The sequence below is a fragment of the Lentilitoribacter sp. EG35 genome (assembly GCF_040784015.1).
Taxonomy (GTDB): domain Bacteria; phylum Pseudomonadota; class Alphaproteobacteria; order Rhizobiales; family Rhizobiaceae; genus Lentilitoribacter.
The window spans coordinates 181878-208435 of record NZ_JBFNGQ010000006.1 but is presented as its reverse complement, the minus strand read 5'-3'; the positions used below and the strand labels follow the sequence as shown (position 1 = coordinate 208435).

At 44.8% G+C, this 26558-nt stretch carries 32 protein-coding genes; 13 read left to right on the top strand and 19 right to left on the bottom strand.

The genetic code is table 11. The annotated features are described in order from the left end of the window. Nucleotides 1-25 precede the first annotated feature (25 nt). The 3 genes from AB2J24_RS12535 to AB2J24_RS12525 form a co-directional block, all read right to left on the bottom strand. A complete protein-coding gene (locus AB2J24_RS12535; RefSeq protein ID WP_367385696.1) occupies nt 26-577 on the bottom strand; it encodes a class I SAM-dependent methyltransferase in 552 nt (183 codons plus the stop codon). 88 nt (nt 578-665) lie between these two features. Next, the gene (locus AB2J24_RS12530) at nt 666-1298 is read right to left on the bottom strand and encodes a glutathione S-transferase family protein (protein WP_367385695.1); all 633 of its coding nucleotides are present in this window, start codon (nt 1296-1298) and stop codon (nt 666-668) included. Between the two features lie 68 nt (nt 1299-1366). After that, nucleotides 1367-2218 (bottom strand): EamA family transporter, encoded by an 852-nt coding sequence (locus AB2J24_RS12525; RefSeq protein WP_367385694.1) that lies wholly within the window; start codon nt 2216-2218, stop codon nt 1367-1369. Nucleotides 2219-2315: 97 nt separating this feature from the next. On the opposite strand from AB2J24_RS12525, the gene AB2J24_RS12520 reads away from it, so the two are divergent. Both AB2J24_RS12520 and AB2J24_RS12515 read left to right on the top strand, forming a co-directional pair. Then, complete coding sequence (locus AB2J24_RS12520) at nt 2316-2807, top strand: MarR family winged helix-turn-helix transcriptional regulator (RefSeq protein WP_367385693.1); 492 nt, start codon at nt 2316-2318, stop codon at nt 2805-2807. A 138-nt stretch (nt 2808-2945) separates the two neighbouring features. Next, the gene (locus AB2J24_RS12515) at nt 2946-3338 is read left to right on the top strand and encodes a GFA family protein (protein ID WP_367385692.1); all 393 of its coding nucleotides are present in this window, start codon (nt 2946-2948) and stop codon (nt 3336-3338) included. 188 nt (nt 3339-3526) lie between these two features. On the opposite strand, the gene mauJ is transcribed toward AB2J24_RS12515, so the two are convergent. Continuing rightward, nucleotides 3527-4720, bottom strand: coding sequence for a methylamine utilization protein MauJ (mauJ, locus tag AB2J24_RS12510; protein WP_367385691.1), 1194 nt, complete (start codon nt 4718-4720; stop codon nt 3527-3529). Between the two features lie 470 nt (nt 4721-5190). Then, a complete protein-coding gene (locus AB2J24_RS12505; RefSeq protein WP_367385690.1) occupies nt 5191-6396 on the bottom strand; it encodes a methionine gamma-lyase in 1206 nt (401 codons plus the stop codon). 116 nt (nt 6397-6512) lie between these two features. Here AB2J24_RS12505 and AB2J24_RS12500 point away from each other — a divergent pair, with 116 nt between their 5' ends. Further along, the gene (locus AB2J24_RS12500; RefSeq protein WP_367385689.1) at nt 6513-6968 is read left to right on the top strand and encodes an Lrp/AsnC family transcriptional regulator; all 456 of its coding nucleotides are present in this window, start codon (nt 6513-6515) and stop codon (nt 6966-6968) included. 59 nt (nt 6969-7027) lie between these two features. Here the strand turns inward: AB2J24_RS12500 and AB2J24_RS12495 are convergent, their stop codons facing one another. From AB2J24_RS12495 to AB2J24_RS12485, 3 genes are all read right to left on the bottom strand, one after another. Next, nucleotides 7028-7750 (bottom strand): alpha/beta fold hydrolase, encoded by a 723-nt coding sequence (locus AB2J24_RS12495; RefSeq protein ID WP_367385688.1) that lies wholly within the window; start codon nt 7748-7750, stop codon nt 7028-7030. Then, complete coding sequence (locus AB2J24_RS12490; protein ID WP_367385687.1) at nt 7751-7984, bottom strand: hypothetical protein; 234 nt, start codon at nt 7982-7984, stop codon at nt 7751-7753. It lies immediately after the preceding gene. Nucleotides 7985-8249: 265 nt separating this feature from the next. Next, complete coding sequence (locus tag AB2J24_RS12485) at nt 8250-8618, bottom strand: winged helix-turn-helix transcriptional regulator (protein ID WP_162651274.1); 369 nt, start codon at nt 8616-8618, stop codon at nt 8250-8252. A gap of 92 nt (nt 8619-8710) precedes the next feature. On the opposite strand from AB2J24_RS12485, the gene AB2J24_RS12480 reads away from it, so the two are divergent. Continuing rightward, complete coding sequence (locus tag AB2J24_RS12480; RefSeq protein WP_367385686.1) at nt 8711-9424, top strand: MBL fold metallo-hydrolase; 714 nt, start codon at nt 8711-8713, stop codon at nt 9422-9424. Between the two features lie 184 nt (nt 9425-9608). Next, nucleotides 9609-10043 carry an ion channel gene (locus AB2J24_RS12475; RefSeq protein ID WP_367385685.1) on the top strand — a complete coding sequence of 145 codons (435 nt, stop codon included), beginning with the start codon at nt 9609-9611 and terminating at the stop codon, nt 10041-10043. Between the two features lie 84 nt (nt 10044-10127). On the opposite strand, the gene AB2J24_RS12470 is transcribed toward AB2J24_RS12475, so the two are convergent. Continuing rightward, a complete protein-coding gene (locus AB2J24_RS12470; protein ID WP_367385684.1) occupies nt 10128-11387 on the bottom strand; it encodes a ferric reductase-like transmembrane domain-containing protein in 1260 nt (419 codons plus the stop codon). A 24-nt stretch (nt 11388-11411) separates the two neighbouring features. Then, a complete protein-coding gene (locus tag AB2J24_RS12465) occupies nt 11412-11909 on the bottom strand; it encodes an EF-hand domain-containing protein (RefSeq protein ID WP_367385683.1) in 498 nt (165 codons plus the stop codon). A 172-nt stretch (nt 11910-12081) separates the two neighbouring features. Between AB2J24_RS12465 and AB2J24_RS12460 the strand changes: the two genes are divergently transcribed. Next, nucleotides 12082-12552 carry a MarR family winged helix-turn-helix transcriptional regulator gene (locus AB2J24_RS12460; protein WP_162651269.1) on the top strand — a complete coding sequence of 157 codons (471 nt, stop codon included), beginning with the start codon at nt 12082-12084 and terminating at the stop codon, nt 12550-12552. 16 nt (nt 12553-12568) lie between these two features. On the opposite strand, the gene AB2J24_RS12455 is transcribed toward AB2J24_RS12460, so the two are convergent. The 3 genes from AB2J24_RS12455 to AB2J24_RS12445 all read right to left on the bottom strand — a co-directional run bounded on the left by AB2J24_RS12455 (nt 12569) and on the right by AB2J24_RS12445 (nt 15507). Continuing rightward, nucleotides 12569-13003, bottom strand: a complete 435-nt coding sequence (locus AB2J24_RS12455; RefSeq protein WP_162651268.1) for a response regulator — start codon at nt 13001-13003, stop codon at nt 12569-12571. After that, on the bottom strand, nt 13000-14865 hold the full coding sequence (locus tag AB2J24_RS12450) for a PAS domain-containing protein (protein WP_367385682.1): 1866 nt from the start codon (nt 14863-14865) through the stop codon (nt 13000-13002). The genes AB2J24_RS12455 and AB2J24_RS12450 overlap by 4 nt, the downstream gene beginning before the upstream one ends. 153 nt (nt 14866-15018) lie before the next feature. Next, nucleotides 15019-15507 (bottom strand): SRPBCC domain-containing protein, encoded by a 489-nt coding sequence (locus AB2J24_RS12445; RefSeq protein ID WP_367385681.1) that lies wholly within the window; start codon nt 15505-15507, stop codon nt 15019-15021. A 267-nt stretch (nt 15508-15774) separates the two neighbouring features. Here AB2J24_RS12445 and AB2J24_RS12440 point away from each other — a divergent pair, with 267 nt between their 5' ends. Together AB2J24_RS12440 and AB2J24_RS12435 are read left to right on the top strand one after the other, a co-directional pair. Continuing rightward, nucleotides 15775-16827, top strand: a complete 1053-nt coding sequence (locus tag AB2J24_RS12440) for a fatty acid desaturase (protein WP_367385680.1) — start codon at nt 15775-15777, stop codon at nt 16825-16827. Nucleotides 16828-17029: 202 nt separating this feature from the next. After that, nucleotides 17030-18247 carry a PAS domain-containing protein gene (locus AB2J24_RS12435; protein WP_162651263.1) on the top strand — a complete coding sequence of 406 codons (1218 nt, stop codon included), beginning with the start codon at nt 17030-17032 and terminating at the stop codon, nt 18245-18247. A 115-nt stretch (nt 18248-18362) separates the two neighbouring features. Here AB2J24_RS12435 and AB2J24_RS12430 read toward each other — a convergent pair whose 3' ends face one another. Continuing rightward, nucleotides 18363-19238: a LysR family transcriptional regulator gene (locus AB2J24_RS12430; protein ID WP_367385679.1), complete on the bottom strand. Its 876-nt coding sequence runs from the start codon at nt 19236-19238 to the stop codon at nt 18363-18365. Nucleotides 19239-19348: 110 nt separating this feature from the next. Here AB2J24_RS12430 and AB2J24_RS12425 point away from each other — a divergent pair, with 110 nt between their 5' ends. The 4 genes from AB2J24_RS12425 to AB2J24_RS12410 all read left to right on the top strand — a co-directional run bounded on the left by AB2J24_RS12425 (nt 19349) and on the right by AB2J24_RS12410 (nt 21255). After that, nucleotides 19349-19648 (top strand): hypothetical protein, encoded by a 300-nt coding sequence (locus tag AB2J24_RS12425; protein WP_367385678.1) that lies wholly within the window; start codon nt 19349-19351, stop codon nt 19646-19648. A 37-nt stretch (nt 19649-19685) separates the two neighbouring features. After that, on the top strand, nt 19686-19895 hold the full coding sequence (locus AB2J24_RS12420) for a hypothetical protein (RefSeq protein ID WP_367385677.1): 210 nt from the start codon (nt 19686-19688) through the stop codon (nt 19893-19895). A 254-nt stretch (nt 19896-20149) separates the two neighbouring features. Next, a complete protein-coding gene (locus AB2J24_RS12415) occupies nt 20150-20770 on the top strand; it encodes a GNAT family N-acetyltransferase (protein ID WP_162651259.1) in 621 nt (206 codons plus the stop codon). Beyond that, on the top strand, nt 20767-21255 hold the full coding sequence (locus AB2J24_RS12410; RefSeq protein WP_367385676.1) for a GNAT family N-acetyltransferase: 489 nt from the start codon (nt 20767-20769) through the stop codon (nt 21253-21255). Before AB2J24_RS12415 ends, AB2J24_RS12410 begins: the two co-directional genes overlap by 4 nt. 85 nt (nt 21256-21340) lie before the next feature. On the opposite strand, the gene AB2J24_RS12405 is transcribed toward AB2J24_RS12410, so the two are convergent. The 5 genes from AB2J24_RS12405 to AB2J24_RS12385 all read right to left on the bottom strand — a co-directional run bounded on the left by AB2J24_RS12405 (nt 21341) and on the right by AB2J24_RS12385 (nt 25839). Next, nucleotides 21341-21718 carry a c-type cytochrome gene (locus AB2J24_RS12405; RefSeq protein WP_162651257.1) on the bottom strand — a complete coding sequence of 126 codons (378 nt, stop codon included), beginning with the start codon at nt 21716-21718 and terminating at the stop codon, nt 21341-21343. A 116-nt stretch (nt 21719-21834) separates the two neighbouring features. Further along, the gene (locus AB2J24_RS12400; RefSeq protein WP_367385675.1) at nt 21835-23802 is read right to left on the bottom strand and encodes an ATP-binding protein; all 1968 of its coding nucleotides are present in this window, start codon (nt 23800-23802) and stop codon (nt 21835-21837) included. After that, entirely contained in the window at nt 23802-24695 is an 894-nt protein-coding gene (locus AB2J24_RS12395; RefSeq protein WP_367385674.1) for a cytochrome-c peroxidase, read from the bottom strand. The genes AB2J24_RS12400 and AB2J24_RS12395 overlap by 1 nt, the downstream gene beginning before the upstream one ends. A gap of 281 nt (nt 24696-24976) precedes the next feature. Next, nucleotides 24977-25405, bottom strand: coding sequence for a DUF6855 family protein (locus AB2J24_RS12390; RefSeq protein ID WP_162651254.1), 429 nt, complete (start codon nt 25403-25405; stop codon nt 24977-24979). Beyond that, nucleotides 25402-25839 (bottom strand): hypothetical protein, encoded by a 438-nt coding sequence (locus tag AB2J24_RS12385; RefSeq protein WP_367385673.1) that lies wholly within the window; start codon nt 25837-25839, stop codon nt 25402-25404. The genes AB2J24_RS12390 and AB2J24_RS12385 overlap by 4 nt, the downstream gene beginning before the upstream one ends. An 82-nt stretch (nt 25840-25921) precedes the next feature. On the opposite strand from AB2J24_RS12385, the gene AB2J24_RS12380 reads away from it, so the two are divergent. Beyond that, the gene (locus AB2J24_RS12380) at nt 25922-26539 is read left to right on the top strand and encodes a helix-turn-helix transcriptional regulator (protein ID WP_162651252.1); all 618 of its coding nucleotides are present in this window, start codon (nt 25922-25924) and stop codon (nt 26537-26539) included. The last annotated feature ends 19 nt before the right edge of the window (nt 26540-26558 follow it).

Below are 26558 nucleotides of genomic sequence, written 5' to 3'. Positions count from 1 at the left end.
TACTCTAATATCGCCGGATTTAGCTTCATATTTTCTGCGCGCTAAATTCCAGAATTCGCTTTGGACGTTCATAACGATCAATTGACTTCTCTTCGATGTCGGTAAGCTTCCATTCTGACTTAAATAGCAGTTCGACATCGGCTTTGCTGAAGAAGCGCTTTTGTTGCCCTTTTACCATATATAGCCCAGATTCAATTTCTGTATGGCCTTTTGCTCCGTAATTATCATCGTTATTGGAGTTTACCCTGACCACGATGACACCTTTGGGAGTCAGAACACGCGATAATTCAGAGACAATTTTTTGCGTTGTGTTCCAGCTGAAATAGTGCAAACACAAGCTGGCAATGACCACATCAAAAGTGCAGGGTTTGAAGGGGAGCTCCTTGCTGTGGTCTACAACCAAAACCTGTTTAGCGCCTTCTATTTGGGATGGAGGCGACAAGTCACAAGCAACTACAGAACTCGAAAGTTCTGCAATTTTACGTGTATCATCTGCCGGGCCACAGCCAAGTTCAAGAACGTTTTTACCATTCAAGTCATCTGACCATTTATCGAGCCATGCAAAATCTGATTTCATTGTCTTAACTTGCCTTACGTTTTGCAACCGTTTGTAACTATTGTCAAAATGTTCAATGCCATCCCTCAAACACGTTTACAAATATTAATCATGCCGCCGGAATTGGCCCTGTATCGGTTGGCTTTTTGTAGCCTTCAATAAAACCGGGGCGGGCGGCGAGTTCGTTGTACCAGCGCAAAACATTGGGGTACTCGTTCAGATCAATCTCCTGCCACTCAAAGCGCGATGCCCACGGCCAGATGGCAAAGTCTGCAATGCTGATTTCATCAATCAGATATTTGCTGGTGGCAAGATGTTTGTCGAGCACGCCATAAAGTCTTTTACCTTCGTTTTGGAAGCGGTTTGCCGCATATTCGGAAATATCAGGATTAAACCTTACAAAATGGTGGGTCTGACCAAGCATCGGGCCAAAGCCGCCCATTTGCCACATTAGCCACTGCATCATCTGCCAATATTGGGAGGTGCCATATGCGGGCATAAATTTCCCCGTCTTTTCAGCCAGATACATCAAGATCGCACCGGATTCAAACAGCGCAACGTCGCCATCTGTATCGGTCAGGGCAGGGATCTTGTTGTTTGGCGCAATCTTGAGGAAATCCACCCCGAACTGATCATCTTTGGTGATATCAATACCCACGCATTCATAGTCCAGCCCCATCTCTTCCAGTGCGATAGAAACCTTGCGGCCATTGGGTGTACCCCAAGTGTATAAAGTGATCATGCTTTGCTCCATTTTAATGTCATTGTTGTAACCATTATTGGTCGTGTTGATAAGTGTTGTTATGTTGCTTACCCGTCGGCGGGTTTTCGAGTGGCAAGCCAGATGCTCAGAAGAACAATAGCTGTGCCCAGAATTTGAAGATATGTGAGACTTTGATTGAGCACCAACCAGCCCATAAGCACGGCCATTAATGGGCTTAAAAAGCCGAGCGGGGAGATCGTGTTGGGGTCAAGTTTGGCAATGCCTCGGAACCAGATAATATAGGTGAGGGCACCGCCAATAATGCTCAGATAGCCATAACCTACCAGGCTATTCATCGTAAAAGCAGGGAAATTGGGTTCGAGCGCAATGGCAACGGGTAGCAACAACAATCCGCCTGCAATGAGTTGCCAAGCAGTAAAGCGCAGGAGCGGGACAGGCGGCTGCCATTTACGGGTTAACACCACACCAAGCGCCATGGATGCCGCGCCGCCAAAGCCTGCAATAATGCCGATGAGATCAAATCCCGCTTCGGCAGTGAGGAGGAGCAATGCAACGCCGAAAATACCGAGTATTGCGCTGAAAATGCTGACTTTTCTAATTGGCACATTCAAGATAAAGAATGCCGCAAACACCACGATCAGCGGCTGCATAGCGCCAAGCGTGGCAGCAACGCCGCCGGGCAGGCGATAGGCCGCGACGAAGAGCAGCCACCAAAAACCCGAGAAGTTAAGTGCGCCCAGCACGAGCGTTTTCCACCACCATTCGCCTGTTGGCAGTTTAGGGCTGAAAAGCAGCAGCAATAAACCCGCAGGTAACGCTCGGATGGCCGCTGACATAAGCGGATAACCATCGGGCAAAAGCTGCGTGATAACGATATAGGAACTTCCCCATATCATGGGCGCAAGGCCAGTGAGGGCAATATTCAAAGGGCGGTTCATACCAAACTCCTAGCGAGTAATCCAATTTATCTTGACGTCAAGATACTTAGGGGTGATTTATCTTGACGTCAAGATAAATTTTTCATATAGATATTTCATGGATGATGTGGACAAAATTATAGAACAGTGGAACCGCGAACGGCCTGACCTCGATGTTGAGCCGATGGCTTTGATAGGGCGACTTATGCGGATCGCAAATCACCTTGGCAAAGGTATGGGGGAGACTTTTTCGAAGTATGATCTCAATCTTGCAAGCTTTGATGTACTTGCCACGCTCAGGCGCTCAGGCGCACCCTATGCGCTGTCACCCACCGATCTTATGACAACAATGATGATCACATCCGGCACGATGACCAATCGGATAGATCAGCTTGTTAAACGTGGTCTGGTCGAGCGTATCGCCAACGAAAATGACGGACGAGGGTTCCTCATCAAACTCACAGATAAAGGGTTCACCCTCATCGATGAAGTTGTTGGCGCGCATGTTAAAACACAAAAAACACTCGTATCAGGCTTTGCCAAAACAGACCGCAAAACCATGAATCAATTTATGAAAACCTATCTCGAAGACATTGAAAAGAATCAATGATATTTGCCAGGTCCTTGACCCATCATGCTCCGGACAGAGGACAAAGCTACCATTGAGGGCGGGTTTTATTTATTCGTTGATCGCATGTCTTATGCTTTCTAATAGGTGTATCTTGAGAAGATTAGAGGAGGTCAAGCAATGGTGAGCAAAGCAGTACATGTAGGAGGGTGTCTTTGCGGCGCAATCCGTTTCCAAGCGAAGGGCCCAGCGCTGAAACCTCATACTTGCTCTTGCAAAATGTGCCAACGCCACAGCGGCTCCCTTACGGCAGTCTGGGTAGAATTTCCCAAAGAATCCGTATCTTGGAACGGAGCAGGAGGCATGCCGACGACATATCGATCTTCGGAGTACTCTAGCCGCGCCTTTTGTCCCGTATGTGGCAGTACATTAGGTGCAATTGATGATGAACCAACCATCGCTTTGTTGGTTGGGACCTTCGACAAAACGAACAACAAAGAGCTTATTCCTTTAGCGCACTCTTACAAAGGACGTCGCCCAAAGTGGTGGCATGTCGATGTGCAAAGGTCATGATATTTGAACCAGAAAATTAGTATCACTCGAAACTAATAACTACTGGACTGCAATCAATTGCAGTCATTCAAACCCGACATAATTTTTCGGAGTTTGGCCCTAACGAGACTTGCATTAGATTTTGAAGTTGTGCAAAGTCACTGATTATAAACGTCTGTTTAGAGCTCCATCAAGACCGTTGCAGTATGCTAACTGTTTCGCTTTGCGAGAATTTTCTCGGCGGTCAAAATCATTTCTTGGTAACTTTTATGAGTGGCGTTTAGGTCAACATTTACTGGTAGGTAAGCTTCCTTCCTGGAAAGTCGGTCCATACCTGCCCAAATCTCCAGCTTCCCATTCATCAGATAAAAATCAATGAACCGCAACTTATCCAATTCCGCCTGCGCCCCGTCATAACTGCTATCGTCCTCAGTCGCTAAATGGTCGAATATCTCGAAGTCGAGACGTTCTGTACCAAAGTTCAGGACAAGCAATATCGATACAAGTTGATTGGTCGAGGTCAACTCGAGATTTACTGTCCCGTCGGCGCAATCAATTACTCGTACACCCATTTCTTCGAATGAGGGAAATCTCTCATGAAACGCTAATCGCACTGACAACAGAGGGACATCGGGAAAATCTTCGAGGGGTACTTCTTCTCCTGCTTTTATCCGGTCTATCAGATTGGCGCCAAATATCTCTCCAAAACCGGCAAGTTCGTAGAAATGTTCGCGCCACACTGTTGTGCTGGACTTTACCCCGAATTCCTGTTCGATGAAATGTTCTGCAAGAGCCCTAACCATTGGCAGGTCGCATGCAAGGCGGCGGCGATCTAAGGGATCATCGGGATCGATTAGGGGGTAATTATATGCGTGCGCCACAGCGCATCGGTTGGAAACATAAAGGTAGCTTCCTGCAGTTTCTTTCTTCGGATCAAAATCCGATTTCTTCTGCCATTCATAGGTTCGAACTTTGTCGCGTGCCATTGCAGCTTTTATGTTCGTGTCGATCCATTTTTTTTGAGCCTTAGAAGATTGAAGCGTAATATTAAGAATCTTAAAGAACGAGAGGCATTGATACGCGACGGAATTGAGATTGAGACCCTCGCGATAGAATGCAAGCGCTAACCTCGCTTTTTTGTCAGTTGGGTCAGGCACGTAATTTAGTTCGAAATGATCATCATACAATGCTTGGGCATCTGGTCCACCAAGGCCATGGACACGTGAACCGCCGCCGAATTGTGCGGTGTTGATGCCAGCTTTACGCACCCATGCAACGCTATTGATGAATGCGCTTATCAGACGTTGCCCATCTTCGAAGGACATACCGCTGTGTTCAAGCGCAATGACAGGGTAAAGGTCTCCGTATTTATCCTTATCTTCAGAGGATCTCGAAGGTATCAAATATAGCGTCCGCCCGCGGAATATTATCTCTGCAGGTTCTCTGGGGAAGCCCATACCAGTGATGCCACATTGAACCCACTGTCCCGTTTTGCGAAAAGAGGTATATTTTTATCTGCCATAAATGCCCCCAAGTTCCATGCACTGGGAAAATCCCACTTCGAATGACTTAGACATGAAACTCAGTTAACATCAAGATATTGCTTTACCAATCCATCCATATATAAATTGTCCCAAAAATCCACTTATCTGAACCCTGCAAGAAAATTCAAAATATGCACTCTTACCAGTAAACATGACTGTAATTGGCACATGTAATTATTCATTACTTTCTAAGTATTCTTCCGCTTCACCTACATAATGAGACTTTTAAAACTATCATCATTTCATTTGTGCAAATATCACGCTATCCACACGACCTCTCAAACTCACCTTGGCCTGCCGAAACTCAAATGCTTGCATATCGAATTGTTTTACGCGGCGCGGCTTTTGGGGGTGGAGGGTAACGCTTGTTCGAGATCTTGTAATACGTCATCCACGCCCTCTAGGCCGATAGATAAACGTACCAATCCTTCGCTGATGCCATGCAGTGCGCGTTCTTCTGCCGTATAGGTGGAGTGTGTCATGGTGGCGGGGTGTTGCACCAGTGTTTCTGCATCGCCCAGTGATACCGCACGGGTTATCAGTTGCAGATTGTTCATCAGATTGCGACCTGCGTCGATACCGCCTTCCAGCTCAAATGCGATCATGCCACCAAATTGCGACATCTGGCGCTTGGCCAAATCATGCTGCTCAAAACTGTCAAGCCCCGGATACCAGACCTTTTGCACGGCGGGTACATCTTCCAACATTGCGGCAATGGTGGCAGCGCTTGAACAGTGACGATCCATGCGCAGCTCTAGCGTTTTTAAGCCGCGCAGGATGAGCATAGCGTTAAACGGTGCCATCACAGCCCCCGTCATATCCTTCATCCCGTAGAGGCGTATTTGAGAAACCAACTCCTCCGATCCCGCCAGAAGGCCCGCGACCACATCACCATGTCCGCCTAGATATTTGGTGGCAGAGTGCAGCACAATGTCCGCGCCATGTTTGGCCGGTTGCGTCAGATATGGCGTCGCATAGGTGTTATCAACCACCACATAAGTATCATTGGCATGCGCGATTTCAGAAATAGCCTGAATGTCCACAAGGCGCATGTTTGGGTTTGCCGGTGTTTCAAAATATACAATTTTGGTTTTTGCGCTGATAGCCCGCTCAAGATTGTCCGGTACAGTCAGATCCACATGGGTTACGGTAATACCGAATTTGGTTAACCCGTGCTGCATGAATGAAAATGTGCAGCCATAGAGGGTTTTATCAAGGATGACCTCATCGCCGGGTGCAAGAAGTGTCCACATTGTAGCCGTGATAGCGCCCATGCCCGATGCAAGTGCTAGTCCAGCTTCTGCGCCTTCCAGTATCGCGATGCGGCGTTCCAGCAAGTCGCAAGTCGGGTTGGAAATGCGGGAATAGATGTGACCTGCGCGATCTCCCGCAAACAGCTCTCCGCCAGCTTCTGCCGTCTCAAACGCAAAGGTTGAGGTCAGATGCAATGGCGGCGTCAGCGCACCCTCGTTTTCCATCGGATCATACCCATGGTGAATGGCAAGTGTGGAAAAGCTATTGGGATGATTACGCATATGTCAGGCTCCGATGAATGTTTCTCATCTAGCGTAGATCAATTTCACCATTAGGTTGTTGCTATTTATGCCATGAAATACCATGATATTAGCATAATATGCTAAGGATAGCCATTTTGGACCTAAAAGATCGACAAATTCTGCGAACACTGCAACGCAATGGCCGGATGACGAATCAAGACCTCGCAGCAGAGGTGAACCTATCGCCTTCTCCCTGTCTAAGGCGAGTTAAACTGCTTGAACAAAGTGGTGCTTTGAAAGGCTACAGCGCCGAGGTCGATGCACAGGCCTACGGTTTACCTGTGACTGTATTCGTGAGCATTAGCCTGACTAACCACTCAGAGAAAGTTGTCAAAAACTTTGAGCAACTGATAAGCCGTGTCGATCAGGTTCTTGAGTGTTTCATCATGACTGGGACATCCGATTACCTGCTGCGTGTAGTGGTTACTGATCTTGCAGATTACGAAAGGTTTGTTCGCAATCACTTGCAACCAATTGAGGGCATAGGGTCAATTGATAGCAGTTTCGTTTATGGTGTCGTTAAGAAAACAGCTGTATTTCCTTTATTCTAATTCTGCCCAGTCTTGCATTATTGTAACTGTAGTCGGGTCGAAGGTGGCTTTCAGAGCGTCTAATCAGGTGGCAGAAAATCATCAATACTGGCATTTGTAATACAGTTTTCAATGATCGCGTTTATTTCAGCAACGTGCGTCATCGGCAGATAATGACCAGCTGATTTGACAATATGCAGCGTCGCGTTTTTCGCATTGTGCGCTAAGTTTTGGCTATATTGAATTCCCGGGAGCTTATCATGTTCACCCGTGACAATATGAATGGGAAATTTCCAATCACATAAGACCTGCTCGCGACTTGGGCGTGTATGAAAAGCTGTCAATCCGTTTCTGAGTAAGTTTTGATTTTGGCGTAATGCAAGTCGTTCGGCAAATTGTACATCTTCTTCATCGCTGACCCCGTCAAACAGGTCTCGCCAATAGGTCTGCCACATGGTGTCAATATTTTTAGTTTCAAGCATTATGAGTGTATCTTGAAAGAAGTTCGGATCGGGGTCGCGCCGTGCTTTGGTGCCGATAAGCACTAAAGCAGTGACCCGTTCGGGCACTAGTCGCGCTATTTCAATCGCGCAGGATCCACCAACCGAGCAGCCCACAATAATGAATTTGTCCTGTTTGATTTGCGCAAGGCATTGCTCGGCCCAAATTTGAATATCATCACCAAACTCATAAAGATTTGGTGCATAGGTTTGCTCCGGCAAGAGGGACATCTGACCAGCCCACATACCTCCATTAAAGGGGAGTGCATGCAGTAGAACAAGACCAGGACCAGATCGTGTCATCTATGTCTCATCTGACTTCGCGCGTGATGGCGCGTTCATTGCCTTGGCAATGAAAACGCTGATTGGAAAACTGATCATAAATGTACCCACCATGGCGGTGATAATAAACGGCCAGGTAAACAGTTTCATGACAATGATTACAACAATACCAACCCCACTCAAAACTGCCCATATAATCATATGAAGGGCAATTGAAAGTGTCTGGTTCTGTTTGAAATCATCTCGCCAACTCATATCCATGTCTATCCATGTCTCTCCATGCCGCGCATAAATTCTAGCTGATGAAAATCGGCCGCGTAAGACGCTATAACGTCGCGTTTGATGCGGTCGGGAGAATGGGGAGGATTGTGTCCAATGCCACTCTTTGTTTTTTCTTTTCGCTAATTGGTGTGATGTAATACTCAATTAGATAGCGTCATATAGAGTTTCTGAGTTACACCCGAGTGCGGTCATTCAAGCCAAGAAGTTTTGTTCAAAAAAATTGACCTGAAAAAGACATTCAAACATCTTTCGTGACTTCGGCGAAGCTACCATGGGTTATCGCCCAATCATTAATCTGGGATAAAATAAGAGTCAGCGAATATCCCTTCTCGGTGAGTGAGTATTCTACGCGCTGTCTGGCATCATTTTTTTCGATGCGATTTATCAGGTTCGCAGATAGAAGATCTCTTAATTGTTGCGACAATATTTTTCGACTTATACCTTTGATTTTACGACTTAATTCTAAGAAATGCGTTTCCTGTTCCAGTAGGCAATGCAGAATTTGTGGTTTGTATTTTCCGCCCAGCATGCGCAGTGTTTCGGCTACAGGGCATATTCCAGTTTCAGAAATTTCCCACGAGCTAGTGTGGTCGTCTAAATTCGTCAAGATATCACCAGTTACAAAAAAGTACCTAATTGAAAGCTTCCAATTAAAGCACTTTATGTTTGCTTGCAATTAACTGGAAGGATTTTCACCTCATGGATAAGCAAGTCATAGTCCCTATTTCCATGCTGCCGTTCGGCATGCTGAACGCCTATCTCATAATACGCAAGCAAAGAGCTATATTGATTGACACCGGTCTTCCCAACTCAGCTAATCGAATTGAAAAAGTTTTAAAAAAAGCGGGCTTGGAATGGTTACATATTGACCTGATTATCCTCACTCACGGTCACATAGATCATGTAGGTTCAGCTCATCATGCCAGGGTTTTAAGCTCCGCACCTATTGTCGCGCACGCAGGGGATGTACCTTATATTCAGGACGGAAAGCGCCCCATGTTAAACCCAACAGGCACATTTGGAAAATTTTTTATAAAGACCAGGGCCATTGAGCAACCATTTAAATATTTCCAACCGGACATAACCATGATCGACAATGAGTTGTCTCTGGAAGATTTTGGCTTCAGGGGGCGTATCTTACATACGCCGGGTCACACGCCGGGATCTCTTTCGGTGTTTTTAGACGATGGAGAGGTTGTTGCAGGCGATCTGGTTGCCTCAGGCATCCTGTTAGGCGGCATAATGTTAAAGGATCGACCAAAGCCACCACCCTTTGAGGAAGATAGGCAAGCCGTTTTAACGTCGCTTAAGTTCCTGCTCAACGAAGGGGCAAAGAAATTTTACCTTGGTCACGGAGGACCACTGAGTGCAGAGCATGTAGACACATTTCTGAGAAAGCAACATCGTGCATAGGTCCGCTTGCGGCGCAAATGTTCACATCTGTGCAAATATCATAGTATTAGCCTGACATCCCGCGTATCGACCCCAATTAGTCCTTAGAGAATGGACTTATCATTGCTTCTAATCATGTTAAACCGATCTTGGTTCAGTTATAAAGTTTTGATAAGTGGTAACGTAAATAAAGGATAAGCGGATAATGTTCGAACAATTATTGCTTGGCTCTGCCATAACTCTCGTCTCATTGGTTGGTGGCGCTGTGCTATGGTGGGTTTTGAACGAAGTGCTTTTATTTATGGAGCCCTGGCTGCGGCGTCCGCCTTATCCGGCCAAATCGCTTCTGGTGATTTTTATGGTTGTGTTTTCGACAATGGCTATGATGACATTTGGGGTTTGGCTATGGGCAATTGTTTTCAAGCAAATGTCAATTTTCGGCACCTTGGAGGAGGCTGTTTATTATTCTCTGGTGGCCTATACGACGTTGGGCATTGGTGACGTTGCTATTCCAACAGATAAGCGTTTATTGGGCGGTATGACCGCAGCAAATGGGTTTTTAATGTTTGGGATTATGACGGCAATGGTAACGGACACCTTGCGTCATGTCCGAAGAGTTCAACATAATTTGCTTGATTAGAAGTACATTTAATCTTTATGCCTGACTTAAGTTTTTTAAAAACAGCCCTCGAAAGGGCTGCTTAAAGATCTGATTTTGTAGCGCTTATCTGAACTCAAAGGCTTCCATGTGGATTTGTTTGTGGCTGACACCTTTGGCTTTCAGATCTTTGGAGATCGGGCCTGTCATGGCTTTGGGTCCGCAGAGGAAATAGTCATAGCCGGGTAGTGCATCAGGTAATTTTTCTTCCATGATGTCCACGCGGGCGAAATTTCCTTCATCAGAGAAGAGCGGAATGATTTTAAGGCCTTTGAGCCGTTTTGCATGGTCTAGAAGCTCATCCAGAAAAAGCGCTTCTTTTTCTTCTCTGGTTGCATAGACAAGGTGAATGTCGCGTTCATCATCATCCTTCATATTCCGAATGGTGGATAGGAAAGGGGTGATGCCGATGCCGCCTGCAAGCCAGATTTGCTTGTTGCCACCTTTGCTCATATCAAAGCGCCCATAGGGGCCGCGCACTTTAACCTCGCCACCAGCTTCTAGTTCCTCGCGCACTTTCCGTGTCCAGTCACCCAGAACTTTGATAGTGAAGCGAAGATTGTCCTCATCGGGTGCGCTGGAGATGGTGAACGGGTGCGGCTCATTCCAGTCTTTGCCAGCGACTTCCACAAAGGCGAATTGCCCCGGTGTAAAGCTCATCTTTGCGCCCATTGGTGCTAATACCAGCTCTTTTGCCCGCTCATGCGCGTTGATCGCGGCAAGCTTGTACGGCAGTGCTGTTTTGCGGTTCATACCAAAGACCGAGTAAAGAAAGGAACCCGCGCCGATGATAGCGGCAATGAAGATCAAAATTCCAGAGGTGCTAAACCGCTCGTAAAAGATCGCAGGTGCCGTCATAAAGTGACCGATAACGAGGAAATATACCAGCCCCATGAGCTTATGCATGGGCCGCCAGCGACTGTAGGAAATTTTACGGTTCAGCGTGATCGCCAAGGATAAAACAAGCACGATAAGCGCAATCATGCCCATGGGGGCGGAGGGCACGAGTGCATTGGCGATTTCATCCACGCCAGCTGGCAATTCCTTTGGCACGCCAAAGAAATGGATTAATACGAAGATCAATGACATGGTGCCAGTGACTTTGTGGACCTGATACATGCGATCAAGTCCGCCAAACAGGTCTTCCAAAAACCGTGCCCGCGTGGATAAAATCATCGAGGTCGTCATTAATAAAAACGCAATGCCGCCCAGCATCGTTGTTCCTGTCGTACGTGGTTCATGTGCTTCTGGCGCAAATGCCAGATGCAGCGCCATAAACAGCGCAATAATCACAATAATTGCGTAAACGCCTTGCTTTCTTAACATTGGGCTTCTCCCATTATGAGTGGATTACTTGGTTTCTTGCGCGACAGCTGCGCGGATGGCTTTCATGACCGTGAAACCCGACAGGAATTCTGCTTGCGTTAGAACAGCATCACTATTGAGATCAGCGCGTTGGAAATCATAAAGAGAAGATGAGCGCTGTTCGGAGCGGGTGAGTTGTCCGTCGCCATTGCGATCCCAGAAGGCATGAACAATGCGCATAGCTGTTTCAAGAGCCGCTTTTGAACCGCGTTCTTCTGCAAGGGGCTGCCAACCAAAATCCCAAAACAGAAACTCGTCGACATCCACTTTGCCGTTATCATCGGCATCCATGGAGATAAATATATTATCACCAAAGGCATTATATTCGCCCATATCAATGTAGCCGCGCTCGTTTTCGTCAATGCTTTTGAAGGTGGCAATGGCTAGTTGTTTGCCTTCTGTTAGTTGATCAGCCGGGGCTGCATTTGCGCCAACGGTGGTTATGCATGCGGCCAACAGCAAAGTGGATAGTGGATGTGTCATAGTTTTCTCCTGTTTAAAGATTGTCGGTAATTTGCATTTACATTAGTTGTAATTGCAAGTATTGTAAATGCATAAATATACAAAATGCAAGAGTCAACAATGCAACTGTTGCGTTTTGCAAGTTTTTGGAGATAACTGGATGTCCTATTCGATACTTGGGAGATGCTACTTAATGACTCAAATTCCAGACGGGATAATTTCCCAAGCACAGCGAAACCGAGAGCATAGTTTTGGTTATTTGATGCAGCGCATTGCCAGGCGCATTGATATGGGTATGAAAGAGCGATTGTCGGAAATCGGCATTGATGTGAAGATTTTTGCCAATCTGATGATATTGCTCGAGAGAGACGGTATCAATCAGCGGGAACTGGGTGATTTACTTGATTTCCCCGATTATTATACAAGTCGCAATATTGATATGCTGGTCAAAGAGGGATTCGCCGAACGTCGACCTGATCCCAATAGTCGAAGATCGTTTCTGATTTATCTGACGAGAGCGGGCAGGGATAAAGCCATGCAGCTCCCCAATATCATTAAAGAATCCAACGAACATCACCTCAGCAACTTAGATGAATCCGAGCAAAAGCAGATCATAAAGCTTCTGCACAAAGTGGCTGGTATTGATCTGTACGTGGATGAATAGGGCGCAAACCACCCCGTTATTTTACAGGAAGATAACAGGTCTGCGACCAAAAACTGCTCACCGTCCGCACAACTTCCATATATTTCATCGCCCCGTTAGGTTTGGCAATATAGCAACTGGCATTGAGCGCATAGGCGTCATTAATATCGCGCTCTGCCCTTGAGCTGGACAGTACAATTACCGGAATATGTTTCAGCTCATCACTTGCTTTAAGCTCTTTCAGCACGCCGCGGCCATCTGTTCGCGGCAAATTCAAGTCCAGCAAGATGATATCGGGCATTTTTGCGTCTTCAAAACCCTTACGTTTATTAAGATAATCCAGTGCTTCATCGCCATCAAGGGTAACATTAAGCTTATTGTTAAAGTCAGCATCATCAAGGGCTTGCCGTGTGAGTTCAACATCGCCTGGATTATCTTCAACTAACAATATTTCAATTTTTTGATGGTTCATTTCGCTGATGCTCTCGGGAGTTGGAAGTAAAATTTACTGCCATGTTCGGGTTTGGAATCCATCCAGATAGAGCCGCCATAACGTTCAACAATGTTCTTGCAAATGGATAACCCAACTCCGGTGCCCGGATAAGCCTGATATCTGTGAAGCCGCGTAAAAACCTCGAATATCTTCTCTTGATGACACGGTTCTACGCCGATACCATTATCTGCAATGCAAAACTGCCAAAATTCGTCTTGCTCTTTCCATGTGATGGATAATTTAGCATCTTGACCCGCAGGTTGATATTTTACACCATTGCTAATCAAGTTCTGAAACAATTGATATATCTGAGTATGGTTTGCGTGCACGATAGGCGTTGGCATTTCATAATTCAGGCAGGCAGATGCAGGTAAATCTTGCTTTACATCTGAGATAATTTCGCAAACATTTACCTCTTCCAATGCTCGCACATCTTTAGAAATCTTAGAATAGGCCAAAACATCTGTGATTAATTGCTGTCCGCGTTTTGCGCCATTGGTTATAAAATCCATATAACGTTTTGCTTTTTCATCGACAGACGTTACCTCAGATAGATGCATTTCTAGCATCTCGGTAAAACTCTTCACCATTCGCAGCGGCTCATGCAAATCATGGGAGCAGATATGTGCAAACCTCTCCAATTGCTCATTAGAGTCACTGAGTTTATCGATCAGCGCTTCTCGTTGGGTGACATTTTGGCCAATTGCAAGAATGAACATATCTCCTCTGGCATCGCTAAATCTGGTTTTTTGAATGTCATAGGTCAGACATTTGCCATTTGGAAAATTGATGGTCTGAATAGATTGAGAATAGCCTGTCTCCAATGCCTCTTTATCCATTCGCATAAACGTCGCTTTTTCATGCTCGCTATATTGTCCCAGTGTCGTGGTGCCAATAATGGAGTCGCGTTTATCTTCTGCGTAGAGTGATAAAAATTGCGGGTTGGCCTGCACAATACGATGTTGATTGTCTTTCACAAAAATCAGGTTGGGGTTGTTATCCATTATTAGTTGCTGAAAACCGAGCGCATCTTGCAGGTGTCTTTGTAATTTCTTTTGTGTTGTGATGTCGGTGTGCGTGCCGACCATTCTGGTGGCGCGGCCATTTTCATCCCATTCAACGACGGTACCTCTACATAAGGCATGAACTATCGATCCGTCTTTGTGATAAAGACGTAACTCATGTGCAAATGGGACTTCACCATTACTCCTGAAATGCTTGATAAGACGGTTTCTGGCTTCGCTGTAGTCTTCATTAAAGGCGTATGGGATAATTTCTGCCGGGTTGAGGCCGTTTTTCTTCCCATCATAACCTAACATGTTCCAAAAACGGGGAGATATATAGATGTAACTTTCGTTAATGTACCAATCCCAAAACCCATCATGACTTTGTTCTATGAAGTTCCGGTGGATCTGTTGTTCTAGCAGGTGGGTTCTTTCACGCTGTACACGTTCGGTAATATCTTGAAATATACCAAATATGGAAACGATCTGGCCATTATCATCGGTTTCCGCGACCCCTTTTGAAAACACATGTTTTTGCTTGCCACACGCTGTTATCAGGCGAAGTTCAAACTCAAAAGGCTCTTTCGTCTCAATCGTATGATCAACGGCAGATTGAACTTTGGCGCGGTCGTCTTTGTGGTAAAAATTAATGGAGTCTGTGACACCAGGTTTGTACTGACCCGGCGTGACATCGTGAATTTTATACACCTCATCTGACCAGAAAATATGTTTGTTAACCAGATCAAGGCGCCAATAACCAATACCGGCAACTGTTTCCACAAGCTCAAGAAATTGGCTATGGTCGAGTGCAGCTTTTTGTCTACTGGTATATGTCATTTTCAGAACAGCCCATACCGACGAATCATGCCGGCTCTAACTGCTTATCGATAAAGTAATTGGCCAACTGCTGCAATGTATCGTTGAAATTCAAACTTCTAAATTAAATAAACCTAAGCAAAATAACATATCACATTTGCACGTAACCCAGGGTTAGCCTATTTCTTTCGCCACATCATTGAGTTGCGCAAGTGCTTGGCCCCAACCTTCGTGAAAGCCCATTTCTTTGTGGCGGGTCATCTCTTCCTCGGATTTATGGGCAATGCGTGCATCATATTTTGTGTATACTTTGCTTTCACCATCGTCATTGACTTCATGGTCACTCATGGTGATGAAGGCCGTCATAAAACCAGCACCTGATGGTATCCAACCTTCGGTCATGGCATCGGTAAAGACGATGATTTTTTCAGGTACAACATTAAGAAAAACGCCCCGCGCCATGTGAGAAGAGCCATCAGGCATCTGGATAACATTATCAAAAGCGCCGCCAGCCACGACGTCCATTTTACCGACTTTGGTTTTCACAGGTGCCGGCGCCCACCATTTTTCAAAATGCTCGGCAATTGTCCATGCTTTCCAAACCGTTGCACGCGGTGCTTCAATAATGCGAGAGATGGAAAGTTCGTGATCTGAGAGTATCATGGTCTAATAGCCCGTTTGTGATTAGTTTGTCTGCTCATAGCCGATATGGCGATCGCTGCCAATGTGATTTTAATCTGGAGAAGCGCAATGTCAGGCCGTTCCAGCATCGGCCAAACGATGATGAGTAAAGCAATAAAGGCGGAAAACTGAGATAAGCCCATGTTCTGCCGTGGGTCAGTTGCTGATATAATGTTTATGATGGGATTAAACATCACTTGACACTTTAGAGGCCAGCCATCTAGCGTTCATGTTCGGAAGGAGCGGCTTATGTCAGATATGGTTCGTGATTATGAGTTGTTGGGAAAGGGGGCTGATTGGGCCAAAGATCAAGGTTTGGTTGGTGCTAAATGGTATCGAACTGATGTTAGCAAAGATTCGCTCAGATCCATCATGAAGCGCAAAGATCAGCCTGCCATTCGTGACACGCTGATCTGGTTTACCATCCTGATTTGCGCGGCATGGGGTGGTGTTTACTTTTGGGGCACCATCTGGTGTGTGCCGTTTTGGCTGATTTATGGCGTGTTTTATGGCTCTGCTGCCGACAGCCGCTGGCATGAGTGCGGGCATAGTACAGCGTTTAAAACACCCTGGATGAACAAGTTTGTCTACCATATTGCCTGCTTCATGATGATCCGCAATCCGGTGGTGTGGCGGCATAGTCATCGGCGTCATCATTCAGATACAATCATTGTGGGTCGAGATCCTGAAATTGCGATTATGCGACCTGTAGATATGATGAGGATAATCGCAAATTTCTTCGGTATAATCGATGCCTATGAGGGCATTGCGAGTATGATCCGCATTAGCGTCAACGGATTGAACGCTGCCGAGAAAAGTTATGTGCCTGAGAAGGAAGAGCGCGTTGCAATCAATACAGCACTGATTTGGCTTATCATTTATTTAATAACTATCCTGATCGCAATTGGGACGATGTCACTTATACCACTTATGCTTATTGGCTTGCCGCGCCTTTATGGTGCCTGGCATCATGTTATGACCGGGCTATTGCAGCATGGTGGTTTGGCTGAAAATGTGATTGATCATCGGTTGAATTCGCGCACGGTGCTGATGAACCCTATTAGCCGGTTTATCTACTGGAATATGAATTATCACATTGAGCACCATATGTTCCTTATGGTGCCGTATCATGCATTGCCGCAGTTACATGAAATGCTCAAACATGACTTGCCAGCGCCAAATCCCTCTATCTTGGATGCATATCGCGAAATGATGCCTGTGCTTATTCAACAGATGCGCAACGAGCGCATTTTTATTGAGCGCGAATTGCCTGATACTGCCCAAACTTATTTGCGAGTTTAGTACACGTATCAACAATTATTAGCTGTCTCAGTTTGTATGTTTAAAAATTAAAGTTTTGAAAACCATAGCTACTCAAATTCAAGCCCGATTCAGCAAAATTTAATTTCTTTCGAGCATTTCTAGCATGAATAAATAATAGCACTATGTTTGATTCGATGCATTTTGAACCAATCAAAAGTGTATTGCTACGAGGCAAACTAACATGAGTACAGTTTCGAATATTGATGAGCGAATAAACGAAGAAAAACCATTCTCTATTGAAGAATTATTCTTCTCTCGAACTGATGAACGCGGTGTTATCCAGTCAGGAAATAGTGTATTTCAGCGAGTAAGTGCGTTCGATTGGGATGAAATCATAAAAGCGCCGCATCGCGTTATTCGTCATCCAGATATGCCCAAAGCTGTTTTTTGGCTGTTGTGGGATACTATCAAAAAAGGTGAACCAATTGGCGCTTATGTAAAAAACAAAGCCAAAGACGGTTGCTATTATTGGGTGTTTGCAATCGTAACGCCTATTGAAGGCGGATATTCGTCAACTCGCATAAAGCCAAGTAGTGATGTATTCAAACTGATCGAACGCGAGTATGAAGCACTTCGCATCGTCGAAAATGAGCGAAATCTTGATGCAGAAGATAGTGCCAAAATCTTGTTGGAGCGCATTAAGGAACTTGGTTTTCGTGATTATAAATCTTTTATGGCCCATGCACTAAGTGCAGAAATCAAAGCGCGCGATGAGCAACTTGGCAGGTCGGTTAATGGTAATGTTGGCTGCTTTGACAGGTTGGAAACATCTGCAAAATATCTTTTGGGTAAAACAGAGGAAATTCTCAAAGTTTATTCCGAAAATGAGTATGTTCCGTTGAATCTGCGTGTTCAAGCAACTCAGCTGGGCAATGTCGGCTTACCCATGTGTATTGTTTCTAACAATTACACGGCAATATCAGAGGAATTGCAGTCTGATATGGCGGTATTTACTGAAAAAAGTAAAGAGGTGGCACGAACCATCGACAATGGTCAGTTTCTCACAGCTGCAGCTCAAATTCAAAGTGAGATGATCGAAGCGTTTGGCAATGAAACTCCATCCGGTTTTTTCGATCATGAAGATGAGCTGAATAACCTTCAGTCTCAACAGGCAATACACACAAAAAATGCAGCAGCGAGCCTTGTTGAAATTTCGCGACAAATTAATGCCTTTGCAGAAAATTGTGCAGATATGCGTCGCTTGTCTACCAGTTTGGAAGTCACGCGTGTGATGGGCAAGATTGAAAGCGCATCGCTCGGTTCATCAATATCAAGTCTGGATGCTTTGATTGATGATTTGGGTGTTTTTCAAAAGGCATTGATGGATGGCCTTAAAGAAATAGACGATGCTAATAAAGCACTTCATGTGGATGTTACCCAGCTGCTTAAAGCGGCTTAAATTAACAAATTTAGCCTAGCTGAATTAGTTAGGCTAAGCATTCTCTTGATATACGCAACGCTAATCCGTTCAGGCTGGCGGTGTTTTGATTTTCATTCTATCAGGTGAATTGCTCTCAATGTTGGCTAAAGGGTAAAGATGTCTGGAATGCTTCACGAATTGCCTGTGCCATTCCCGCAACAATATTGCATTTACTCTTCCGTTGTTGTCGAAGAGTGATATTTGATCCCTGAAGCGGAGGGTAACCTTCTGCAGCAGTCAGTTCACGACAGTCACTGGGTACCTGACTTTGAGAAAGAATTGCCACGGCCATGCCGGATGATGCGGCAGCTTGAAGGCCAGATATGCTATTGCTTTCGTAGGCAACACGATAGTTTGTTTCTTGATAGTTAAGAGTATCAACCGCCCATTCTCTCCACCAGCACCCACGCTCACATATCGCAATCGGCATCGGGTTACATTCGTGTTGCATGTGCGTGTCAGATGTTACCCAGACAACAGGGTCGTTGATTAAAAGTTCTCCGCCAATCATAGAGGCGTCTTCATGGGTCACCACAAGATCGAGTTCGCCTGTATCAAATGCACGCTTTAGCTCGGTGGATGATGCAGAATGAACCGTTACTTCTACATTTGGATGTGCCTTGGAGAATGTACTCAGAACGCGAGGTAGTATTGTACCGCCATACTCTTCCGGTACGCCTATTCTGATAAATCCATCGAGAGGATCGGAGTGAAATGAAGCTACAGCTTGATCAAGTAACGAAATTATTCGCTTAGCATCCTTTACAAGTTGCTCTCCAGACAGAGTAAGTGTGACACCACGAGGTCCGCGTTCAAACAGTCGTCCTCCAACAATTTCCTCCAACTTTTTCATTTGTACGCTCACAGCAGATTGAGTACGCCCGACGATCTTTGAAGCTTTTGTAAAGTTTTTGGCCTCCGAAATCGCAACCAATGTACGCAGAAGATCGCTTTCTAAGCGTTGATTCATGGGGTGCTCCAATACATGAATTAAATTGATGATAATCATTCTAATTATTCATTTTATAAATGTCTAGCTCCGTCTTATATTATTTGTACACAGAAGAAGGAGTTTTTGAAATGGAAGGAAATACCGACCGTACCAATCAGGCCATCTCGATTGCAAAGGAAGATAATTGGATCGCCTCCATTATGCAGCGATTGATAACATGGCGTAATAAAAACAGAGATAAAACAATGCGTAAGAAGCTGTTATCTTATGACGATGACACCTTAATGGATATTGGTTTATCGCGCACAAAGCTTATCAAAGAACTTGGTTTTGATCCCGCAGAGGCACAGCGAACATATACCGTATTTGCGTTTCCGTATCTCTATTTATCGGTTGGTTCTGCCATGACCAAAAATCATACGAAATAACAGAAGTAACACCATTTCCATTTAAAGGATTATCATTATGACCATTAAAGAAGTTACTCAACAACGCGCAAGCGGCTTGTTAATCGCAATTGGTATCGTATTTGTATTATTCCTTATCTTCGCAGTGAATATGTTCGAACCACCTGTCCGACAAGATCTAACGGGTAGTACTAAAAATGCACCAACTGTTAACGACTGGAAAGGCAATAGCGGCAGTCTTCCCTACAGCCCGCCCTCCATGCAATAATATTTGGCACAATGATTATGAAAATGATAGCCGCTAAAGTAAATGATGTGTTGTCAATCCGATCGATCCGACTATAGAAATGACCGAGCTTGCGGAGAAAAAATAGAGACATCATCTAGCCGCCAGTTCAAAAATACTTTGGAATAGCCTCGGCTATCTGCCGGCAGCAGGTCAAAAATTGAAAAAGGGTGATGGAACCAAAGAAGGTGCCACTTTTTATGCGTCTTTTTCTCCGCAGGGGAGGTTTAGTCTAAATGACACACAAAATACGATCATATAGAGCAGATGATCTCGATGCGCTTTATGCAATAACTCTGGCAACGGGTGATATGGGCGAGGATGCATCGCATCTGTACGCAGACGGTAAGCTGCTAGGCAATATCTATTCAGCGCCATATGCAATGCTGATGCCGAAATATTCCTTTGTTGTAGAGGATGATGAGGGCGTTGCAGGTTTTGTTGTTGGCGTACCTGATACGTTGGAATGGTCGGATCTTCTGGAGAGAGAGTGGTGGCCATCATTGCGCGAACAGCTCGAAGACCCTTCACATATTCCACCAAATCAGAGGACTGAGGATCAGCGCCGCGCATATATGATCCATTATCCTGATAATCCGCCTCAAACAGTCACGAAGTTGTTTCCTGCCCATATTCACATGAATTTGCATGAGCGTGTTCAAGGTGCAGGTCTAGGTCGTAAACTGCTTAGTCGGTGGCTAGATAATGCAGCGAAGAAAGGTGTTGAGAGCGTGCATATCGGTGCCAACCGGTCAAACCATCGTGCGGTTGGGTTTTGGCAAAAACAAGGTTTTGATGAGATCAAAATTCCTGCTTCTGAAGTAAGCCGTACCATATGGATGGGGAGATCGGTTTGAGTGATTTTCAAGCGCTTATACGATTAGCAGTTGCCGCGGATGCACCGGCGATGGAGGCCGTTCGCTATGAAGCTATAAGAAGCATTGATGCCGCCTTTTATTCTGCATCTGAGCTGGAAGAGTGGGTGGGAGATCGCAAATCCCACCTTGAAAAACTTGCCATCTGCAAAGACCATATATTGCGAGTTGTTGCTGAAAGAGATCAAGACCTCATTGGATTTGGTGAAATGAACATTGCCACGGGTTTGATTAGTGGCTGTTTTGTGAAAACCTCGGCAAAGGGTTTAGGTCTTGGCCAAAAGATCATCGCTGCACTGGAAGAACGTGCACGAGGTTTTGGGTTGAATTTTTTGCAGTTGGAGGCATCAAGAAATGCCAAAGGTTTTTATCTCGCTTGCGGGTTTCGCGCTGCAAACTGTAATGAGATCACCATCATAAATCCCCGCAATGATTTATGTGCAATGATGCGCAAAGATTTGATCTAAACGTCCACCTTAGATGACCAGTGACGTCCGCAGTAAAGTGCGAGACGCCAATTCTCTTAAATGTAAACTGACTGAATGTCTTAGTTTATTCTGCTGGCTTTGTGTTTTCAATCAAGTAAGCCATAAGGTTGTTGAGGTCTTTTTCCTTTTTAAGACCAGCAAATGCCATCTTGGTGCCTTTTAAGAATTTTTTCGGCTTGGTAATATAGGCACGTAAGCTCTCGTCATCCCAAATAATTCCGGATTCTAAGACTACTTTTGAATATTTAAAACCTTCAACGGTTCCTGCAGGGCGGTCCAGAATGCCATAAAGGCTTGGGCCAACTTTGTTTTTCCCTTCTTCAAGAGCGTGGCACGCTGCACATTTTTTAAATACTTTTTTGCCCTTTTTTACATCGCCTTCAGCAAATGCTGAAACGCTGAGAGCGAGTAAAATTGATGTCGTGATAGCGATGATACGCATGTTGTCTCCAATGTGGTCGTGATATCGCGATGAAACTAAATAAAACCTTTTATGGTGTCGCTGTGACATCACTTCGCAGCGACATTATTTCGCAACTGAGAGATCAGCACTGGTTATTATGCAGCTCTTGTGGAGCGCTCGGTACCATCCAATACTTGCTTTATGGCTCTGTATATGACCGGTCGCGGCGTTGGTTTAACAAGAGTTCTTGCTGTGCTGATATTATTTACAAGCTTTTCGTCACTCAAGTTTTTCGTCAATACAAAGACGATAACAGGAATGTCTCTTGTTTGCTCATTTGCATTTAAGCGCTCGAGGAGCGCAGGGCCGTTTATGTCGGTTTTCATTTCATAGCTGAGTAATATGACATCTGGACGGATATTACGTGCTTGAGCAGCAGACAAAAATTCGAGCGCCTCGCCACCCGATGCAACTGCAGCACTATCAATTTTTCCAAGCTCCATGTGTTCAGTATAGATCTGTCTTTTTAATGGATTGTCATCGATGATGAGTACGCGCTTATTCGCTAGATGATCATCATATATGTGTGTGCTAACTGGTAGGCTTTCATCAATGGGAAGTTCAAGTGTAAACTGGAATGAGGCGCCTTTGCCTTCCTCGCTCTCTACCCAGATATGGCCACCCATAAGTTTGACAAAGGAAGATGAAATTGCCAACCCAAGACCAGTTCCCTCGTGTTTTCGAGTTGCGGTTGTATCAACCTGCGAGAACTGCTCAAATACCGTTGAAAGATTTTCTTTGGGAATGCCTATACCGGTGTCAGTGATACTGATTTTCAGCCCGAACTTTTTAGGGTCACTGGATTCAAATTTGCCAATTTCAAGGTATATATGGCCTTCCTCTGTAAATTTTATGGCGTTACCGATAAGGTTAGACATGATTTGCCGCAAGCGACCTGCATCGCCAATCAGGTTAACGGGCATGCCAGGTTCCATACGCACGATAATCTCCAGATCTTTTTCACCAGCTTTTGCCGAGAACAGCGTAATCACATCCATGATCGCTTTGCCCAGATGAAAAGATTCATTCTCAAGGGTCATCTGACCAGCACCAAGTTTGGAGAAGTCTAAAATATCATTGATAATTGCAACAAGCGATTTGCCCGATCTTACTATAATATCAGTGAACATCTTTTGTTTTGAAGTTAGGGTCGATGTTGAAAGTAACTCGGCCATACCCAGAATGCCGTTCATCGGTGTCCGGATCTCATGGCTCATATTGGCAAGAAATTCGGATTTTGCCTTGTTGGCATCTTCGGCTTTAACTTTCGCATCGTCAAGCTGGGCTAGACTTTGTGCAAAATGTTGCAGGTTGCGTGCCATAGTTCCTATCTCGTCGTGCCGAATAGTCGCTGGAATTTCTGTGTCGTATTTGCCTTTGCGAATTTCACTCATCTGTTTTGACAAATCTTTCAGCAATACAGAAATACGCGTCGCGCGCATGTATGCAATATAGGCAATTACAGCCAGTACAATGAACAATGCCGTTGTGATCATTTTGAGGTTTTGTTTGAATTGTATCTGTGAGTTTGTTGTGTATTCTACCAAGTCTCGTCGAGCCAGGGCAGATACTTTGTGCAACCTCTGTGTTATGTTGGCTCTTACATTCTCATAATAATATTGGGTGGGGATGAATTTGGATTTCTCAATTCCGAGTATGATTTTGGTATTTTTGCGTAATTCTTGAAGATCCGTGAAGATTTCGGCCATCGCTTCTTTGACACGGAAGTCAGACGTGGTTTCCATAAGTAGGTCAATATGCATCTTTAATGATCTGGAATGCATATAATAGTAATCACTAATGGTATCTTGATTGCTAATAGACGTCATATCAAATGTGGAAGCGACAAGCCTGTAAATGTTCTGCTCGTCTGCAATAATTCGATCCGCATACTCTTCCGATGAAATAGCTTCATTTATGAGTTGAGTGCTCGTTTCTGAAAGGGAGAAGGCATAATATGCTATACTGCTAAGCGTTAAAAAGGAGACAGTGATCAAGATCAATATCGGGATGCTTAGCAAGTGCTTTACAGAACGTGTTTTTACGTCTTTTACTTTTGTCATCAATCCGCCGGCAACATTGGTGTTTGAAAGTGCTGTCCATCAGATGTAAGCGTTTTTAGAAATGCGATAAGTGCCCGTTTTTCTTCGGGGGTTGCGTTAAACGGTTTGATTAAGCTTGTACGGACGTCTCTTCTTTGGCTGCCTTCAGCATAAAGATCGACTACATCTTCCAATGTTTCGATTGCACCATTGTGCATATAAGGCGCTCGTGAGGATATTTCGCGCAGCCCAGATGTCTTGAATCCGCTCTCCAGATATGAATCTAGTTGATCTTGATTGGTTGAACCAGTCTCGTCGTTGGTACTCCCTACTTCATGTAAGGCGTGATCGGAAAAACTCCATCCAGTATGGCAGTTTGCACAGCCAAACTTGTTATTGAATAGCTCAAATCCTGTTTTTGCCTGTGGAGAAATAGCTGCTTCATCTCCTTCAATCCAGCGATCAAATGGCGCGCGCCCACTTTGTAAAATCCGTACAAATGTAGTTAATGATTCTATTATTGTATCTTCTGTTAAGCCTTGCTTCGGAAAATATCTGCGAAACCATTTATTATAACTTTTTATTTTGCGTAGTCGTTTTACAAGGTCATCAAAATTGTTATTCATTTCCTGAGAGTTGATTATGGGTCTTTCTATTTGTTTTTCTAAAGAAAGTTGTGATCCAACCCAGATAAGATGATTTGCTTCAGTTAAGTTTATCACTGTTGGTGCGTGGCGTTTAAGTTTCACATTCATCGCACCTATAGATTTGGCAACAGGGGATTCCCACCCGAAAGATGGATTGTGACAAGTGGCACAACTCATATTTTTTGCTTTGGACAAGCGTGGGTCAAAGAATAACATTTTGCCCAATGTTACGATCTGAGGTTTATAGCTGGATTCATCATCAAACACTGTAAATCGTGGTCTCTTATATAGAAATTTAAGTTCTTCTATAGAGGCGCGGACTGTTGTTGCTGCGCTAAATGAGGGTGCCCAGCCAGTCAGAAAAGATAAGACAATAGCGATCAATGTTGCCTTAAGGAAGCGCAAGTTGACAGCCCGTAAAGTTATTATTAACCAGTGACATAGTTTTCCCCATAAACACCTGATGCTATGTTATTTTATGTGTAAGTCAGGCACTCTTATTATTGGGGAGCTTGGTTAATGAAACCTATATGATTGATTATTAATAGTTACTGGGGGATTTGATCAGCTCGTACCCGGTTGCCTCGCTTTTCATGCTCCAGTTCAACAAGTCCCAATAACTCGAGAACAGGTGGTACGTAATTGGCAAAGCGTCCACGGTAGCCCTTTCGCAAACCATAGTAACCGCCTACCGGATTATCTTCTGATCTTGCCCACGCTTCGACACTATCGTCTTTGACCGGTTTGCCTTCATCGGCATTGCCAAGCAACATCCAATCGCCTCGCGCAACCAGCATTTGATGCAAATCTTCAATGCAGCGTAACTGATAGGAAAGTTTGGTTTTGCCCACTTGAATAACGAGAGCAGGCGGGGTCAGGCTTTCATCTTTCCACGCCAGATATTCCGAACTGAGTGGTGGTGTCTTTAAAATCCAGGGGTCGTCTGGCTCTCCAGTACCATAGGTAATCATGCTCATGATTGTGTCTCTCCAGCTTTGGCTTCCGCAAGGCGTTTTATAGCAAGAACAAATTTCTCAAATGACGGGTTCATGTCTGGCATGGATTTTCTGATCATGTTGGTGAGCAACCCAGTGTAATCTTCGCGCAGATGAAAGATAGAACCATTGCCATCTTGTGTAATGTTAAATTGTCTTGTGCCAGTAAACAGTCCAAGAGGCATGCCACCCTGCCAAACCATTTTTTTGTTCATATCCATTTCAATAATCTTGATAGGGAAAGCGCGATCACCCCCAACTTCCGCCCAGAGCTTAATTTTGTTGCCCAGACGAATATCACCCTCAAGGCGGGTGATGCCCACGTTGCCAGCAAGGAGTTGGTCTTTATCAGTTAATATATCCCAGATAACGGCAGGCGTTGCGTCAATCTTGCTTGAAAATTCTATGTAATTCATTGCGTTTCCTCGTTGATTGACTGTTTCATATAAACACCCTTATATGACATCTTATGTCATATTTGAGAGGGGACTCATAAAAATGCGTGCTGCGCGATTGTTGCAAATCATGTTGCTTTTGCAAAACCGAGGCCGGATGACCAGCCTTGAATTGTCTCAAGAACTTGAGGTTACGCGCCGCACGATTATGCGTGATGTGGATGCAATGACGGAAGCAGGGCTGCCAATTGTTGTTCTGCAGGGAAATCAGGGCGGCATCGAGCTTGGTTTTAATTATCGCACACGGCTCACGGGGCTTGCCGCAGATGAAGCCATGGCACTGGCCATAATCTTATCCAAACCTATTCCCGAACTTGAAGAGCTTGGTTTAGCATCAGCTGCTAATCGCGCACGTAGCAAGCTTGTTGAATCTTTGCCGGATATTGTGCGCGAACGGGTGAAAACAACACAGCAGAAATACCAATTTGCGTCAGACAATTTGCCTGAACCTGACCCACGCATAGCCGCATTTGCCCAAGCCATTGATCAAAAAAATATAGTGCGCATTAATGCAAGGTCAACGTCGCCGCGCGCTATTCACCCCATCAGCCTTATTCATGCCAATGATGAGTGGCAGGTGATTGACGCGCTTGAACCTAATACACCTGTAAAATTGTGTGATTGCGCCGATTTAAATATTTCTGCAAAGTGCTTTGATTAAAGTGGTAATCTAAGAGGCA

Coding starts and splice junctions, on each gene's coding strand:
- AB2J24_RS12445 (WP_367385681.1), bottom strand. CDS start 15,507: ATGATACTCTCAGATCACGAACTTTCCATCTCTCGCATTATTGAAGCA.
- AB2J24_RS12520 (WP_367385693.1), top strand. CDS start 2,316: ATGGATGATGTGGACAAAATTATAGAACAGTGGAACCGCGAACGGCCT.
- AB2J24_RS12460 (WP_162651269.1), top strand. CDS start 12,082: ATGACTCAAATTCCAGACGGGATAATTTCCCAAGCACAGCGAAACCGA.
- AB2J24_RS12430 (WP_367385679.1), bottom strand. CDS start 19,238: ATGAATCAACGCTTAGAAAGCGATCTTCTGCGTACATTGGTTGCGATT.
- AB2J24_RS12530 (WP_367385695.1), bottom strand. CDS start 1,298: ATGATCACTTTATACACTTGGGGTACACCCAATGGCCGCAAGGTTTCT.
- AB2J24_RS12440 (WP_367385680.1), top strand. CDS start 15,775: ATGTCAGATATGGTTCGTGATTATGAGTTGTTGGGAAAGGGGGCTGAT.
- AB2J24_RS12515 (WP_367385692.1), top strand. CDS start 2,946: ATGGTGAGCAAAGCAGTACATGTAGGAGGGTGTCTTTGCGGCGCAATC.
- AB2J24_RS12475 (WP_367385685.1), top strand. CDS start 9,609: ATGTTCGAACAATTATTGCTTGGCTCTGCCATAACTCTCGTCTCATTG.
- AB2J24_RS12450 (WP_367385682.1), bottom strand. CDS start 14,865: ATGACATATACCAGTAGACAAAAAGCTGCACTCGACCATAGCCAATTT.
- AB2J24_RS12380 (WP_162651252.1), top strand. CDS start 25,922: ATGCGTGCTGCGCGATTGTTGCAAATCATGTTGCTTTTGCAAAACCGA.
- AB2J24_RS12495 (WP_367385688.1), bottom strand. CDS start 7,750: ATGACACGATCTGGTCCTGGTCTTGTTCTACTGCATGCACTCCCCTTT.
- AB2J24_RS12490 (WP_367385687.1), bottom strand. CDS start 7,984: ATGAGTTGGCGAGATGATTTCAAACAGAACCAGACACTTTCAATTGCC.
- AB2J24_RS12390 (WP_162651254.1), bottom strand. CDS start 25,405: ATGAGCATGATTACCTATGGTACTGGAGAGCCAGACGACCCCTGGATT.
- AB2J24_RS12425 (WP_367385678.1), top strand. CDS start 19,349: ATGGAAGGAAATACCGACCGTACCAATCAGGCCATCTCGATTGCAAAG.
- AB2J24_RS12420 (WP_367385677.1), top strand. CDS start 19,686: ATGACCATTAAAGAAGTTACTCAACAACGCGCAAGCGGCTTGTTAATC.
- AB2J24_RS12535 (WP_367385696.1), bottom strand. CDS start 577: ATGAAATCAGATTTTGCATGGCTCGATAAATGGTCAGATGACTTGAAT.
- AB2J24_RS12480 (WP_367385686.1), top strand. CDS start 8,711: ATGGATAAGCAAGTCATAGTCCCTATTTCCATGCTGCCGTTCGGCATG.
- AB2J24_RS12400 (WP_367385675.1), bottom strand. CDS start 23,802: ATGACAAAAGTAAAAGACGTAAAAACACGTTCTGTAAAGCACTTGCTA.
- AB2J24_RS12455 (WP_162651268.1), bottom strand. CDS start 13,003: ATGAACCATCAAAAAATTGAAATATTGTTAGTTGAAGATAATCCAGGC.
- AB2J24_RS12505 (WP_367385690.1), bottom strand. CDS start 6,396: ATGCGTAATCATCCCAATAGCTTTTCCACACTTGCCATTCACCATGGG.
- AB2J24_RS12415 (WP_162651259.1), top strand. CDS start 20,150: ATGACACACAAAATACGATCATATAGAGCAGATGATCTCGATGCGCTT.
- AB2J24_RS12405 (WP_162651257.1), bottom strand. CDS start 21,718: ATGCGTATCATCGCTATCACGACATCAATTTTACTCGCTCTCAGCGTT.
- AB2J24_RS12470 (WP_367385684.1), bottom strand. CDS start 11,387: ATGTTAAGAAAGCAAGGCGTTTACGCAATTATTGTGATTATTGCGCTG.
- AB2J24_RS12435 (WP_162651263.1), top strand. CDS start 17,030: ATGAGTACAGTTTCGAATATTGATGAGCGAATAAACGAAGAAAAACCA.
- AB2J24_RS12385 (WP_367385673.1), bottom strand. CDS start 25,839: ATGAATTACATAGAATTTTCAAGCAAGATTGACGCAACGCCTGCCGTT.
- AB2J24_RS12465 (WP_367385683.1), bottom strand. CDS start 11,909: ATGACACATCCACTATCCACTTTGCTGTTGGCCGCATGCATAACCACC.
- AB2J24_RS12525 (WP_367385694.1), bottom strand. CDS start 2,218: ATGAACCGCCCTTTGAATATTGCCCTCACTGGCCTTGCGCCCATGATA.